This is a genomic window from Streptomyces barringtoniae, assembly GCF_020819595.1.
In the GTDB taxonomy this organism is placed as follows: Bacteria; Actinomycetota; Actinomycetes; order Streptomycetales; family Streptomycetaceae; genus Streptomyces; species Streptomyces barringtoniae.
Genome location: NZ_JAJHNP010000032.1, coordinates 41044 through 53136, shown reverse-complemented (window position 1 = coordinate 53136; position 12093 = coordinate 41044). Strand labels below are relative to the sequence as shown.

General features: G+C 73.6%; 12 protein-coding genes. 4 read left to right on the top strand and 8 right to left on the bottom strand.

Annotated elements, in window-relative coordinates:
- Positions 1-43: 43 nt before the first annotated feature.
- On the bottom strand, positions 44-661 hold the full coding sequence (locus LMU33_RS38090) for a LysE/ArgO family amino acid transporter (RefSeq protein ID WP_228626179.1): 618 nt from the start codon (positions 659-661) through the stop codon (positions 44-46).
- Between the two features lie 65 nt (positions 662-726).
- Here LMU33_RS38090 and LMU33_RS38085 point away from each other — a divergent pair, with 65 nt between their 5' ends.
- Both LMU33_RS38085 and LMU33_RS38080 read left to right on the top strand, forming a co-directional pair.
- Positions 727-1614, top strand: a complete 888-nt coding sequence (locus LMU33_RS38085) for a LysR family transcriptional regulator ArgP (protein ID WP_228626177.1) — start codon at positions 727-729, stop codon at positions 1612-1614.
- A 351-nt stretch (positions 1615-1965) separates the two neighbouring features.
- On the top strand, positions 1966-2217 hold the full coding sequence (locus LMU33_RS38080; RefSeq protein ID WP_228626175.1) for a WhiB family transcriptional regulator: 252 nt from the start codon (positions 1966-1968) through the stop codon (positions 2215-2217).
- Positions 2218-2240: 23 nt separating this feature from the next.
- Here the strand turns inward: LMU33_RS38080 and LMU33_RS38075 are convergent, their stop codons facing one another.
- The 5 genes from LMU33_RS38075 to LMU33_RS38055 form a co-directional block, all read right to left on the bottom strand.
- Positions 2241-2690: a DUF6098 family protein gene (locus LMU33_RS38075; RefSeq protein WP_228626172.1), complete on the bottom strand. Its 450-nt coding sequence runs from the start codon at positions 2688-2690 to the stop codon at positions 2241-2243.
- A gap of 70 nt (positions 2691-2760) precedes the next feature.
- Positions 2761-4596, bottom strand: coding sequence for a sensor histidine kinase (locus LMU33_RS38070; RefSeq protein WP_228626169.1), 1836 nt, complete (start codon positions 4594-4596; stop codon positions 2761-2763).
- Between the two features lie 887 nt (positions 4597-5483).
- On the bottom strand, positions 5484-6188 hold the full coding sequence (locus LMU33_RS38065; RefSeq protein ID WP_228626166.1) for a response regulator transcription factor: 705 nt from the start codon (positions 6186-6188) through the stop codon (positions 5484-5486).
- 20 nt (positions 6189-6208) lie between these two features.
- Positions 6209-6943 (bottom strand): L,D-transpeptidase family protein, encoded by a 735-nt coding sequence (locus tag LMU33_RS38060; RefSeq protein WP_228626163.1) that lies wholly within the window; start codon positions 6941-6943, stop codon positions 6209-6211.
- 42 nt (positions 6944-6985) lie between these two features.
- Positions 6986-8413: a M1 family metallopeptidase gene (locus LMU33_RS38055; protein WP_228626161.1), complete on the bottom strand. Its 1428-nt coding sequence runs from the start codon at positions 8411-8413 to the stop codon at positions 6986-6988.
- Between the two features lie 170 nt (positions 8414-8583).
- Between LMU33_RS38055 and LMU33_RS38050 the strand changes: the two genes are divergently transcribed.
- Positions 8584-8931 (top strand): DUF488 domain-containing protein, encoded by a 348-nt coding sequence (locus tag LMU33_RS38050; RefSeq protein ID WP_228626159.1) that lies wholly within the window; start codon positions 8584-8586, stop codon positions 8929-8931.
- 2 nt (positions 8932-8933) lie between these two features.
- On the opposite strand, the gene LMU33_RS38045 is transcribed toward LMU33_RS38050, so the two are convergent.
- Entirely contained in the window at positions 8934-10607 is a 1674-nt protein-coding gene (locus LMU33_RS38045) for an FAD-binding dehydrogenase (RefSeq protein ID WP_228626157.1), read from the bottom strand.
- 64 nt (positions 10608-10671) lie between these two features.
- Complete coding sequence (locus LMU33_RS38040) at positions 10672-11316, bottom strand: TetR/AcrR family transcriptional regulator (protein WP_228626155.1); 645 nt, start codon at positions 11314-11316, stop codon at positions 10672-10674.
- A 111-nt stretch (positions 11317-11427) separates the two neighbouring features.
- Between LMU33_RS38040 and LMU33_RS38035 the strand changes: the two genes are divergently transcribed.
- Entirely contained in the window at positions 11428-12057 is a 630-nt protein-coding gene (locus tag LMU33_RS38035) for an alpha-ketoglutarate-dependent dioxygenase AlkB (RefSeq protein ID WP_228626152.1), read from the top strand.
- Positions 12058-12093 lie beyond the last annotated feature (36 nt).

Below are 12093 nucleotides of genomic sequence, written 5' to 3'. Positions count from 1 at the left end.
CAGCGGACCTGTGCACACCGGACGGTTCTTGCCGGGATCGAGCTCAGGATCCGGCCATGAGCATGGCCCCCAGCGCCAGCATGGTGACGGCGACCAGGGCGTCCAGCACCCGCCACGCCGCCGGCCGGGCGAGGTATCGGCCGAGCAGCCGGGCGCCGAAGCCGAGCGCGGCGAACCAGCACAGACTGGCGAGCGCGGCGCCGAGCCCGAAGGTCCAGCGCAGCGCGCCCCGGTCGGCGGCGAGGGAGCCGAGCAGGAACACGGTGTCCAGGTAGACGTGCGGGTTCAGCCAGGTCATCGCCAGACAGGTGAACACCGCCCGGCGCCGGGAGCCCGCGGCCTGCCCCTCGGTGCTCAGCCCGGCCGGACCCGGCCTGAGCACCCGGCGGGCGGCGAGGACGCCGTAGCAGAGCAGGAAGACACCGCCGACGACGCCGACCGCCCGGACCGCGCCCGGCCACGCCACCACGACCGCCCCGACCCCGCCGACACCGAGCGCGATGAGCACCGCGTCGGACAGGGCGCAGATCCCCACCACGGCGAGGACCGCGTCCCGGCGCACCCCCTGCCGCAGGACGAAGGCGTTCTGGGCGCCGATGGCGACGATCAGGGAGAGGCCGGTGCCGAATCCGGCGGCCGCGGCGGTCAGGGCGTGGTTCATGCCTCGAACCTAGGAAGGCCGTCCCCACAAGTACAGCTAAAGTTTCTTACGTATCCTTAGCGTTCGTGATGACAGAGCTTCCGCTGGAGCAGGTGCGGACCCTGCTCGCCGTGGTGGACGAGGGCACCTTCGACGCCGCCGCGGCCGCCCTGCACGTGACCCCGTCGGCGGTCAGCCAGCGGGTCAAGGCACTCGAACAGCGCACCGGCCGGGTGCTGCTGCAGCGCACCAAGCCGGTGCGGCCCACGGAGTCCGGCGCGGTGCTGGTGCGGTACGCCCGGCAGCTCGCCCGCCTGGAACGGGACGCCTGGGGCGAACTCGGACTGAGCGGCGCCGGGGAGCCGACCCGGGTGTCGGTGGCGGTGAACGCGGACTCGCTGGCGACCTGGTTTCTGCCGGCACTGACCCGGGTGGCGGGCCTGTGCTTCGAACTGCACCGGGAGGACGAGGACCACACGGCGGCCCTGCTGCGCGAGGGGCTGGTGATGGCGGCGGTGACCACGGCCGCCGATCCGGTCCCGGGCTGCACGGTCCGGCCGCTCGGCCGGATGCGGTATCTGCCGGTCGCCACACCGGAGTTCACCGCCAACCACCTGGGCGGGCGGCCGCTGCCGGAGACACTGTGCGAGGCCCCCGTCGTGGTCTTCGACCGCAGGGACGACTTCCAGGACGCCTTCGTACGCCGGCTGGGCCGGGGCTCAGCCGGCCCGCTCAGGCACCTCGTGCCCACCTCGGAGGGCTTCCTGGACGCGGTCGCCGCCGGGCTCGGCTGGGGCATGGTGCCGGAGGTCCAGGCGCACCCGCTGCTGACGAAGGGCCGGTTGGTGCTCCTCGCGCCCGAGGAGTGGATGGACGTCACGCTGTACTGGCAGCAGTGGAAGCTGGACTCCCCCGCACTGGCCGGACTGGCCGGGGCGGTGACGGCGACGGCGGCCGAGGCCCTGCGCCGCTGACGGTCACGTCCCGCTTCATCCGTTTCGCACCCCTGCAAGGGCCCTGCGGAGTACGGTGGTCGGGCGGTGGCGCGGCGGGCGGCGGTCCCAGCCGGTTCCCGCCCCCAACTCCGCGCCCCCGGTGCCCGGTCGGGTACGGGTGCCCTCGGCCCGGTGGCCCGTCCGCCCCGTTCCCCGGCCCGTTGAAGGCGTGCGGCACGCCCGAGGCCCCGCGCGCGCCCGTGGCCGGATCGTGGTCGTCGCACGAACCCCTGATGCACACGCCGTTTCACACCGCCCCGACCGGTCACCCGAACCCGCAGCACGCAATCGACAGGCACGGACGACTTCGATCGGATCCGGGAGACTTCCATGGACAACTGGCGCGACCATGCCGCGTGCCGTCACGAGGACCCCGACCTGTTCTTCCCCGTCGGCACCACCGGCCCGGCGCACGTGCAGACCCAACGGGCCAAGGCGGTCTGCGGCCGGTGCGCCGTCCGGGAGGAGTGCCTTGACTGGGCGCTGGGCACGGGCCAGGGCATCGGCATCTGGGGCGGGACGACCGAGCTGGAGCGCCGGGCACTGAGCCGCCGCGCCCGCACCCGGCCGCGCTCCGGCTGACCCCGGCGCCCACGGTCCGGGCCTCAGCGGCCACCGCGGCGCAGCGTCCCCCACTCCCGCTCCTGCCGGGCCACCTCCTTCTTCGCCGCGTCGATCACCTCGTCCGCGATCCAGCACAGCGGCTCGGCATCGGTCACGAGCGGCTCGTTGTCGGGGCCCCGGCCGGCCTCCCGGCCGCGCAGGACCCAGGGACGTACGCCGGGCCCCTTGTCGTGCGGCAGGTGCGCGTAGTCGTACAGGCGGCGGGCTACCCACAGCTCCACCGGCCGGTCCGCCCACCAGCTTTCGATGTCGAGCGGACTGGCGGACAGCCCGGGCATCGCCACGCCGGTGAGGTCGTCGGTGCTGGAGGCCTCGGCGAGGTCGGCGCCCGGACCCTGGGACCAGCGGACGTACAGGCCCTGCTGCCGGTCCACCAGACGGGCCACCTCGGCGAGCGTCGACACGACCGGCAGGTTCTCCGATGCGCTCATGGCAACACCTCCCTCGACGGCGCCGCGCGACCGGAGTACCCCCCGGCGGGAGCCAGGAATCCCCGTCCTTTCAGGGTTCCTCGCGCGGCGGCTTCCGGGCGGGCAGCCGCAGGGTGAACACCGCGCCCGCGCCGGGCCGGCTCGCGGCCTCGGCCGTGCCTTGGTGGGCGGCCAGCAGATGGCGCACGATCGGTAGGCCCAGGCCGCTGCCGCCGGTGCGGCGGCTGCGGGACTTCTCGGCGCGCCAGAACCGGTCGAAGACGTGCGGCAGGTCCTCGGGCGCGATGCCCGTGCCGGTGTCGGTGACGGTCAGCACGACGTCGGCGCCGTCCCGGCGGGCGGCGAGCGTGACCGTGCCGTCGGCCGGGGTGTGCCGCAGCGCGTTGGAGACCAGGTTCCCGAGGGCCTGCCGCATCCGCACCGGGTCGGCGTCGAGCCAGGCCGCGGCGTCCACCTCGGTGCGCAGGGCGACCCCGGCGGCGTCGGCGGCGACCCGGTGCGCGGCGGCCACCTGGTCCAGCAGATCGCCGGCGCGCAGCGGCTCGCGGTGCAGCCGCAGGGTGCCGGCGTCGGCGGCGGCGAGGTCCTGCAGGTCGTCGATGATCCGCTGCAGGACGAGCGCCTCCTCGTGCAGCGAGTCAAGCAGGGGCGGGTCGGGCTCGACGACTCCGTCGCGGACGACCTCCAGCCAGCCGCGGATGTTGGTGAGCGGGCTGCGCAGTTCGTGCGCGATGTCGCTGACCATCGCCTTGCGCTGGGCCTCCAGGCGGGCGCGGCGCTCGGTCAGGTCGTTGAAGGCCTCGGCGAGGATGCCGGTCTCGTCCCGGGTGGTCACCGGGACCCGTACATGCAGTTCCGGCGGCTGCTGGGCGGCCTCGGTCAGCGCGCGCACCGGCCGTACCAGCCGGGTGGCGACGAGGGCGGTCACGGCGACGGTGACGGCGAGGACCAGCCCGGCCGCGCCGATCACCTTGGCCTTGTTGGCCGGGGACATGTCGAAGCGGGAGGGGGTCTGGTCGCCGATGCCGAGGAACAGGTCGGCCACCGGGGCGACGTAGGGCTCCAGTTGGGTGCGCCGGGCGGTCAGGATGCAGTGCTGGGCGGCCCGCGCCGTCGCGTTCTTGCCTGCGCCGGCGTACTTGGCGAAGAGGTAGCCGCCGCCGAGTGGGTCCTTGCCGCTGGGGTCGAAGGTGAGGAAGAGCTGCCCGCCGAAGTCCAGGCCGGCCTGTTTCAGGCACGGCCGGGCGAGGTCGGTGAGGTCGGCCAGGGCCTTGTGTTCCGTCGGAGTGGGCGTGTTGAGCAGTCCGTCCTCGCAGACCGCCGCGCCGTAGCCGTTCGGGTCGGTGCCGTCCGGGAGTCTGACGACGGGTCGCCCGCTCGCCGTGCGGACGATGCCGGCCTGGAGGCCGTAGCGCTCGTAGCACTGCCTGCGTCTGGCTGCCAGCGCGTCCAGCTTCGCACGTTCCTGCGCGGGGAGCCGGTAGGGGCCGACCACGCGCGGGTCGATGCCGCTGAGCTGGGCGCCGGTCTCGCTGTAGGTGTCGGTGCGCAGCGGGTCGACGGTGGCGGCGGGCCGGGGCGGCAGTGGGGTGCCGCGGGGCGCGGAGTCGGCGACGAGGGTGCGGTCGGCGGTGGTGAGCGCGATCCGGCGGCCGGTCTCGGCGGCCAGCTGCCGGACGGTGCGGCGGACCTCCCTCCAGTCGGAGTGGGTGGCGGCGTACCCGCTGAGCCGGGCCAGGATGCTGTTGTCGGCCGCGAGGTCCTGGCCCTGCTCCTCCTTCAGGGCGCTGGTGGTGGTGGTCACCGCGAGCCAGGCGGTGGCGGCCACCGAGCAGACGGCGATCAGGGCGGAGACGGACAGCAGCCGGACGAGAAGCCGCTTGCGCAGCGGGATCCGCCGCCTCACGGACGCCTGTCGGCCGACGCCGCCCTGCCCGCTCTTCCCGCGCAACCCGGGCGTGCCCGGCCGGACCCGGAGCAGCCGTCGCCTCACGAATGCCTCAGCCGGTCTCGAACCCGCCGGCGCCTCACGAATGCCTCCGCCGGTCTCGAACCTGCCGGCGCCTCACGAATGCCTCCGCCGGTCTCGAACCTGCCGACGCCTCACGGCACGTTGGCCCTCTCGGGCTCGCCGACATCCCACGGCGCCTCCACCCGTCCGGGCCTGCCCGCAACTCACGGACACCTCCGCCCAACCGGATCCCGCCGACCTCCCACGGCACCTCCGCCCAACCCAGGCCGCCAATATCCCACGGCGCCCCGATCCACCCCGGACACGCCCGCAACACACGGACACCTCCACCCAGCCCAGAACCGCTGACATCTCACAGCGCCCCCGCCCACCCCGAACCCGCCCGCAACACACGGACACCCCCGCCCGACCCGAACCCGCCAACATCCCACGACGCCCCTGCCCACCCCGGACCCACCAACGTCCCAGAGCGCCCCCGCCCAACACGCACCTGTCCGCAACACACGGAGCCCCCCGCCAACCCAGACCGTCCAACATCCCGCGGCGCCGCGCCCACCCCGGACCCGCCCGCAACGCACGTACACCCCCGCCCAACCCAGACCCGCTGACATCCCACCGCGCCCCCGCCCGACCCGGAACCGCTGACATCCCACGGCGCCCCCGCCCACCTCGAAGCCGCCGACGTCGCAGGGGCGCCGCCCACCCGCGTGCAGGTGCCCCGGTACGCACGACGCCCACCCGGCGTGCACACGCCCGCGCCGTACGGGCTCCTCCCACCGCGCTGCGGCCGGTCCGCGCCTCGCCGGTGCTGCCCCCGCGCCTCACGGGCGGGCGCCGCTCAGTTTGTAGCCGACGCCGAACACGGTCAGCAGCCGTACCGGCCGACGCGGGTCGGTCTCGATCTTGCGGCGCAGGTTCATGATGTGGACGTCGACGGCCCGCTCGGTGGAGGCCCGGTCGAAGCCGCGGGTGCACTGCAGCAACTGCCGCCGGGTGAACACCCGTTCCGGCTCCGCTGCCATGGCCAGCAGGATCTGGAACTCGGCGGGCGTGCAGTCCACGACCGCGCCGTCGCAGCGCACCTCGTGCCGTACGGGGTCGACACCGATCCCGGCGGCCCTTACCACGGGGTCGTCGTCCCGGGTGCCGAGGCCGCGCCCGCTGCGCCTGAGCACCGTACGGATGCGGGCCATCAGCTCGCGCGGGCTGTACGGCTTGGTCATGTAGTCGTCGGCGCCCAGTTCGAGGCCGAGCAGCACGTCGTCCTCGGCGGAGCGTGCGGTAAGCATGACCACCGGGATGTCCGGGTCCCCGCCGCCGCGCAGTGCCCGGCACACGCCGAAGCCGTCGACGACCGGGAGCATCAGGTCCAGGACGACGAGGTCGGGCCTGAGGCTGCGGGCGGCCTCCAGTGCGGCGGCGCCGTCGTGCACCACCGTGGCGGTGTGTCCCTCGGCCAGCAGGGTGCGGCGGATCAGTTCGGCCTGCTTCTCGTCGTCCTCGGCGACCAGCACATGTGCGCACACAGGTTCGGATCCTAGGCGGCTCAGGCCGCGAGGAAGTCGGCGTACCCCATGACCACGACCGGATGCCGGTGCGGGTCGAGGGTGCGCAGCAGTTCCCTCATGTGGGCCTTGGCGACGCTGACACAGCCGTGCGTGGGGCCGCCGTGGTCGACGTGCAGCCACACTCCCCCGCCGCGCTTCGGGCCGAGCGGCCGGGTCCAGTCCAGTGGGGAGGTGCCGGGCTCGCGGTTGTAGTCGATGGCGATGACGTAGTCGAAGCAGCCCTCCAGCGGTTCGCCCTCGAAGCCGGTGCCGGGCGAGTGGAAGCCGCCGGAGCGGTGGTACGGCAGCTTGCCGCCGGGGTCCGGGAGCAGGCCGCCGGCGTCGGAGAGGGTGTAGACACCGAGCGGGGAGCGCAGGTCGCCCAGCACGTGGTGCGCGCTCCAGCCGCGCAGGGCGTTGTGTCCGGGCCAGGCGGGGCCGGACTGCCAGCCGGTGGCGGTGCGCCGGTGCAGGACGACCGTGCAGAGCGGGGAGTCCTTGCCGCGCCCGGTGACGACGACGGCCTGCTCGCACCGCTCGGGTATCGCCGCCGATGTGACGGGGCCGAGGCCGGGTATGCCGTGGGAGGCCTGCTCCGCCTGTATCCCGGGGGTGGCGGTGGGTGCCGGGCGGGTGGGGGGTGTCCGGCGCTCGGTCGCCTCGGCTCCGCCGCCGCAGCCGGTGAGCAGCAGCGGGGAGGCGAGGAGGGCGACGGCGGTTCTGCGATGGATCATGGTGCCGACCCTGGCCGACACTTGTTGGGAACCGGTCAGGATTCAGGCGCTGTTCGGCTTGCCCTTCGTGAACAGCCAGGTGTGGAACAGCCCGTCCAGCCGCTTGCCCGAGATCCGCTCGGCCAGCCCTGTGAACTGTGCCGTCGTACCGTGGCCGCCGCGGTGCCCCGCCGTCCAGGCGCGCAGGATCCGGAAGAAGTCCCGGTCGCCGACGGCCTTGCGCAGTGCGTGGAGCGTCATGGCGCCACGGGCGTAGACGGGCGTGTCGAAGATGTTCCGGCCGCTGCCCGGGTCGCCGGGCGGGAAGGCCCACAGGTGGTCGTTCGCCGGGCGGGCGTAGAGGGCGTCGAAGGTCTTCTGGGCGCTGTCGCCGCCGTGCTGCTCGGCGTACAGCCACTCGGCGTAGGTGGCGAAGCCCTCGTTGAGCCAGATGTCCTTCCAGGCGGTCAGGGAGACGGAGTCGCCGAACCACTGGTGGGCGTTCTCGTGGACGAGGGTGCTGAGGTCGGGCGCGGAGTCGTAGAGCGGCCGGGTCTGGGTCTCCAGGGCGTAGCCGACGTCCGGGGCGTGGTCGACGATCGACCCGGCGGAGCGGAACGGGTACGGCCCGAACAGCTTGCTCTCCCAGGCGAGTACGGACGGCAGCTTCTTCAGCACCGGTGCGGCCGCGCTCGCCTCGCGCGGGTCGACGGCGTTGTACACGTGGATGCCGTCGTGGGTGGTGTACTGCTCGACCTTGAACTTTCCGATGGTGACGGTGGCCAGGTAGGCGGCCGTCGGCTCGGTCTCGCGCCAGTGGAAGGTCGTACGGCCGTGCTCGGTGCGCTGTCCGAGCAGCACGCCGCCCGCTACGGCCGTGCGTCCCTGGGGGACGGTGACGGTGATGTCGTACGACGACTTGTCCCTGGGGTGGCTGTTGGCCGGGAACCAGGTCATCGCCCCCTGTGGCTCGCCGGCGACGAAGGCGCCGTCGTCGGTGGGGATCCAGCCGTCCGCGCTGCCGTCGGGGTCGGTGACCGGCTTCGGGGTGCCGTCGTAGGTGACGGTGACCCGGAAGTCCCGGCCCGCGCGCAGGGTGCGGCGCGGGGTGACGACGAGTTCCTGGCCGGCGCGCCGGAAGGCGGCGGGCGTGCCGTCGACGGTGACGCCGGTGACCTTCAGGCCCTTCAGGTCGAGGTCGAAGCGGCTGAGGTTCTGGGTGGCGCAGGCGGAGAGGACGGCGCGGCCGTCGAGGTGCCGGGAGGAGGTGTCGTAACGGAGCGTCAGGCCGTAGTGCCGGACGTGGTAGCCGCCGTTGCCGCTGAGCGGGAAGTAGGGGTCGCCCGCGCCGGACGCGCCGGCCGTGCCCGCAGGCGTCGGTCCGGTGGCGCCGAGGAGTGCCGCGAGGGCGGCGGGGACGGTGGCGAGGACCGCCCCGCGGCGCAGGACGGCGGTTGGGCGCCGGGCGGGCTGTCTGCCAAGTGGCGTCACGGGCACTCCTCGGGGGGTGGCTGGTGATCGGCTGGCCGACAGACTAGGGGCGCCGGTGGTCCGGTCTCCCTCTCATTCTGGTCAAGTCTCGCCGCCTCGCCGCTCGGCGCACGGGGCGTCGGCGGGTTAGGCTCGCGGAACCGTCCGCCGGCGAGGGAGGAGTGAGGACCGTGAGCGTGCGCGTGCGCCGGATCTACGACCCGCCCGAGCCCGACGACGGCCTGCGCGTGCTGGTCGACCGGCTGTGGCCGCGCGGCCTCGCCAAGGACGCGGCCCGGGTGGACGAGTGGCCGAAGGGGCTCACGCCGTCCACCGAGCTGCGCAAGTGGTTCCACGGGGGCGGCTCGTACGAGGAGTTCAGGAGCCGCTACGAGGCGGAGCTCGACGCTCCGGAGGCCGCCGCACTGCTCGACGGCCTGCGCACGACGGCCCGCAGCGAGCGCATGACCCTGCTCACCGCGTCCAAGACGCCGGAGCAGAGCCACGCGAAGGTACTGCTGGAACTGCTGAAGGGCTGAGGTCAGCCCGTGTGCCGGGCCGCGTGCCGGCCCGCGGCCCGCCCGGAGAACAGGCAGCCGCCGAGGAAGGTGCCCTCCAGCGCGTTGTAGCCGTGCACACCGCCGCCGCCGAAGCCGGCCACCTCGCCCGCCGCGTACAGCCCCTCGACCGGCGTGCCGTCGGCGGCCAGGGCGCGGGAGTCGAGGTCGGTCTGGATGCCGCCGAGGGTCTTGCGGGTGAGGATGTGCAGCCGGACGCCGATGAGGGGACCCGCGGCGGGGTCGAGGATGCGGTGCGGGGAGGCGACCCGGCCGAGCCGGTCCCCGATGTAGCGGCGGGCGTTGTGGATGCCCTGGACCTGGGAGTCCTTGCTGTAGGGGTTGGCCATCTGCAGGTCGCGGGCCTCGATCTGGCGGCGCACCTCGGCGGCGTCCAGCAGCGGTTTGTCGGTCAGCGCGTTCATCTTGCCGACCAGTTGCTCGAGGTTGCCCGCGGTCACGAAGTCCGCGCCCTTGTCGAGGAAGGCCCTGACCGGTGCGGGCGCGCCCTTGCCGAGCAGCCGGTCGCGCAGCACGGCCTTGCGGTCCTTGGCGGTGATGTCGGGGTTCTGCTCGGAGCCGGAGAGCGCGAACTCCTTCTCGATGATCTTCCGGGTGAGGATGAACCAGGAGTGGTCGTATCCGGCGATGTCCTCGGTGGTGCGCAGGTACTTGAGGGTGCTGAGGGTGTCGTAGCCCGGCAGGCACGGGTCGGGCAGGCGGCGGCCGAGGGCGTCCAGCCAGATGGAGGACGGGCCGGGCAGGATGCGGATGCCGTGGCCGGGCCAGATCGGGTCCCAGTTCTGCAGGCCCTCGGTGTAGTGCCACATCCGGTCGCGGTTGACCAGGCGGACGCCGGCCTCGGCGCTGATGTCGAGCATCCGGCCGTCGACGTAGGCGGGGACGCCGGTGACCATCTCGGCCGGCGGGGTGCCGAGCCGCGCGGGCCAGTAGCGGCGGACGATGTCGTGGTCGGCGCCGATGCCGCCGGAGGTGACGACGACCGCCTGGGCGGTGAGTTCGAAGTCGCCGGCGCGGTCGCGGCTGGAGGCGACACCACGCGGCGAGTGGTCCTCGGCGAGGACGGTGCCGCGCACCCCGCGTGCCGTGCCGTCCTCGATGACCAGCTCGTCCACCCGGTGGCGGTGGTAGAAGGTCAGCAGCCCGTCCCGGGCGGCCTGGCGGGCGTGGCGGACGAAGGGCTCGACCACGCCGGTGCCGGTGCCCCAGGCTATGTGGAAGCGGGGTACCGAGTTGCCGTGCCCGCCCGCCCTGAGGTCGCCGCGCTCGGCCCAGCCGACGGTCGGCAGCAGCTCGATGCCGTGCCCCTTGAGCCAGGACCGTTTCTCGCCGGCCGCGAACTCGACATAGGCGCGGGCCCAGCGCACCGCCCAGGAGTCCTCGTCGTCGAGCCGGTCGAAGCGCGCGCTGCCCTGCCAGTCGCTCCAGGCGAGGTCGAAGGAGTCCTTGATGCCGAGGCGGCGCTGCTCGGGCGAGTCGACCAGGAAGAGCCCGCCGAAGGACCAGAACGCCTGTCCGCCGAGGTTGGCGGCGTTCTCCTGGTCGACCAGGGCCACCCGGCGGCCCCGGCTGGTGAGCTCGTGCGCCGCGACCAGGCCGGCGAGGCCCGCTCCGACGACGATGACGTCAGCGTCCATCGTGACTGTGTCCTTCCTGACGGTCCTCATGCGGGGGTAGTGGTGGGGTGGTGGTCGTACGGGGTCATGCCGTGGTGGTCCCGGCGGGGTCGTGCGGGGTGCGGCTGCCGTCCGTGAGCAGGGCGGTGAGCAGCTGCCCCAGCCAGGCGCGGGCGGCGTCGACGTCCTTGTCCAGCAGCAGCTGGACGGTGACGCCGTCGTACGCGGCGACCACGGCGTGCGCCGCACCGTCCACGTCGCCGAGCACGGCGGGCAGTTCGGTGTGGCCGCGGGCCCGGCACAGCCGGTCGGAGATCGCCCCGCGGAGCCGGGCGCGGTGGTCGAGGAGGGCCCGGGCGGTCTCCGGGTCGCGGGCGGCGTGCACCAGGAAGTCGGTCTTGACCAGCAGCCAGTCGACGTCGAGGAGGAGCACCTCGGTGACCCGGTCCACGGCCGTCGGCACGTCGAGTCCGGGCCCGTCCTGGGCGAGCGCCTCGGTCACCTGGGCGGCGATCAGGTCGGCGCGCTCCTGGTAGAGCGCGAAGAACAGCTCGTCCAGCGTGGCGAAGTTCGAGTAGAAGGCACCGCGGCTGAAGCCCGCGGCCTCGCAGACCTCCTCGATGGAGACCCGCCCGAATCCCTTGGCCGCGAACACCTCGAACGCGGCCTGAAGCAGCCTGGCCCGGGTGCGGAGCCGGCGCCGGGTGACGCGCTTGGCCGTCTCCTCCATGGCAGCCACCTCCGTTCGATACGCGAATGTATCGGATACATCGATGTATCGAAAGAGGGGAGCCCCGCAAGCCAAGGGAACACATTTTCGATTAAGGGGTACGCTGGACCCATGCCTACGCACCTCCAGGGCTCCCTGTTCGACCAGACCGACGAGCTGCGGCTCGGCGCGCTCGACGGGCTGCGCCGCACCGAGCTGGGCACCGGCGCCTGGATCGACGTGCTGCCGGGCTGGCTGAGCGGCGCCGACGCCCTGTTCGAGAAGCTCGCGGCGGACGTGCCGTGGCGGGCGGAGCGCCGCAAGATGTACGACAACGTGGTGGCCGTGCCGCGCCTGCTGGCCTTCTACGCGGCACACGACCCGCTCCCCCATCCGGTGCTGGACGAGGCGCGCGACGCCCTGTCCCGGCACTACGCCGGGGAACTGGGCGAGCCGTTCACCACCGCCGGGCTGTGCTTCTACCGCGACGGCCGGGACAGCGTGGCCTGGCACGGGGACCGGATCGGGAGGGGTGCCCGGGAGGACACGATAGTCGCGATCCTGTCGGTCGGCGCGCCCCGTGACCTGCTGCTGCGCCCGGCGGGCGGAGGCGGTACGACGCTGCGGCGGCCGCTCGGGCACGGCGATCTGATCGTGATGGGCGGCTCCTGCCAGCGGACCTGGGAACACTGCGTGCCGAAGACGACCAGGGCCGCGGGGCCGCGCATCAGCATCCAGTTCCGTCCGCACGGCGTGCACTGACGCGACCCGACGGTGCGGGGCAGCGGCACATCTGGT

What these genes read in the sequence shown, in the direction of transcription:
- LMU33_RS38060 (WP_228626163.1), bottom strand. Translation starts at nt 6,943, where the DNA reads ATGATCCATCGCAGAACCGCCGTCGCCCTCCTCGCCTCCCCGCTGCTG.
- LMU33_RS38080 (WP_228626175.1), top strand. Translation starts at nt 1,966, where the DNA reads ATGGACAACTGGCGCGACCATGCCGCGTGCCGTCACGAGGACCCCGAC.
- LMU33_RS38090 (WP_228626179.1), bottom strand. Translation starts at nt 661, where the DNA reads ATGAACCACGCCCTGACCGCCGCGGCCGCCGGATTCGGCACCGGCCTC.
- LMU33_RS38045 (WP_228626157.1), bottom strand. Translation starts at nt 10,607, where the DNA reads ATGGACGCTGACGTCATCGTCGTCGGAGCGGGCCTCGCCGGCCTGGTC.
- LMU33_RS38035 (WP_228626152.1), top strand. Translation starts at nt 11,428, where the DNA reads ATGCCTACGCACCTCCAGGGCTCCCTGTTCGACCAGACCGACGAGCTG.
- LMU33_RS38040 (WP_228626155.1), bottom strand. Translation starts at nt 11,316, where the DNA reads ATGGAGGAGACGGCCAAGCGCGTCACCCGGCGCCGGCTCCGCACCCGG.
- LMU33_RS38075 (WP_228626172.1), bottom strand. Translation starts at nt 2,690, where the DNA reads ATGAGCGCATCGGAGAACCTGCCGGTCGTGTCGACGCTCGCCGAGGTG.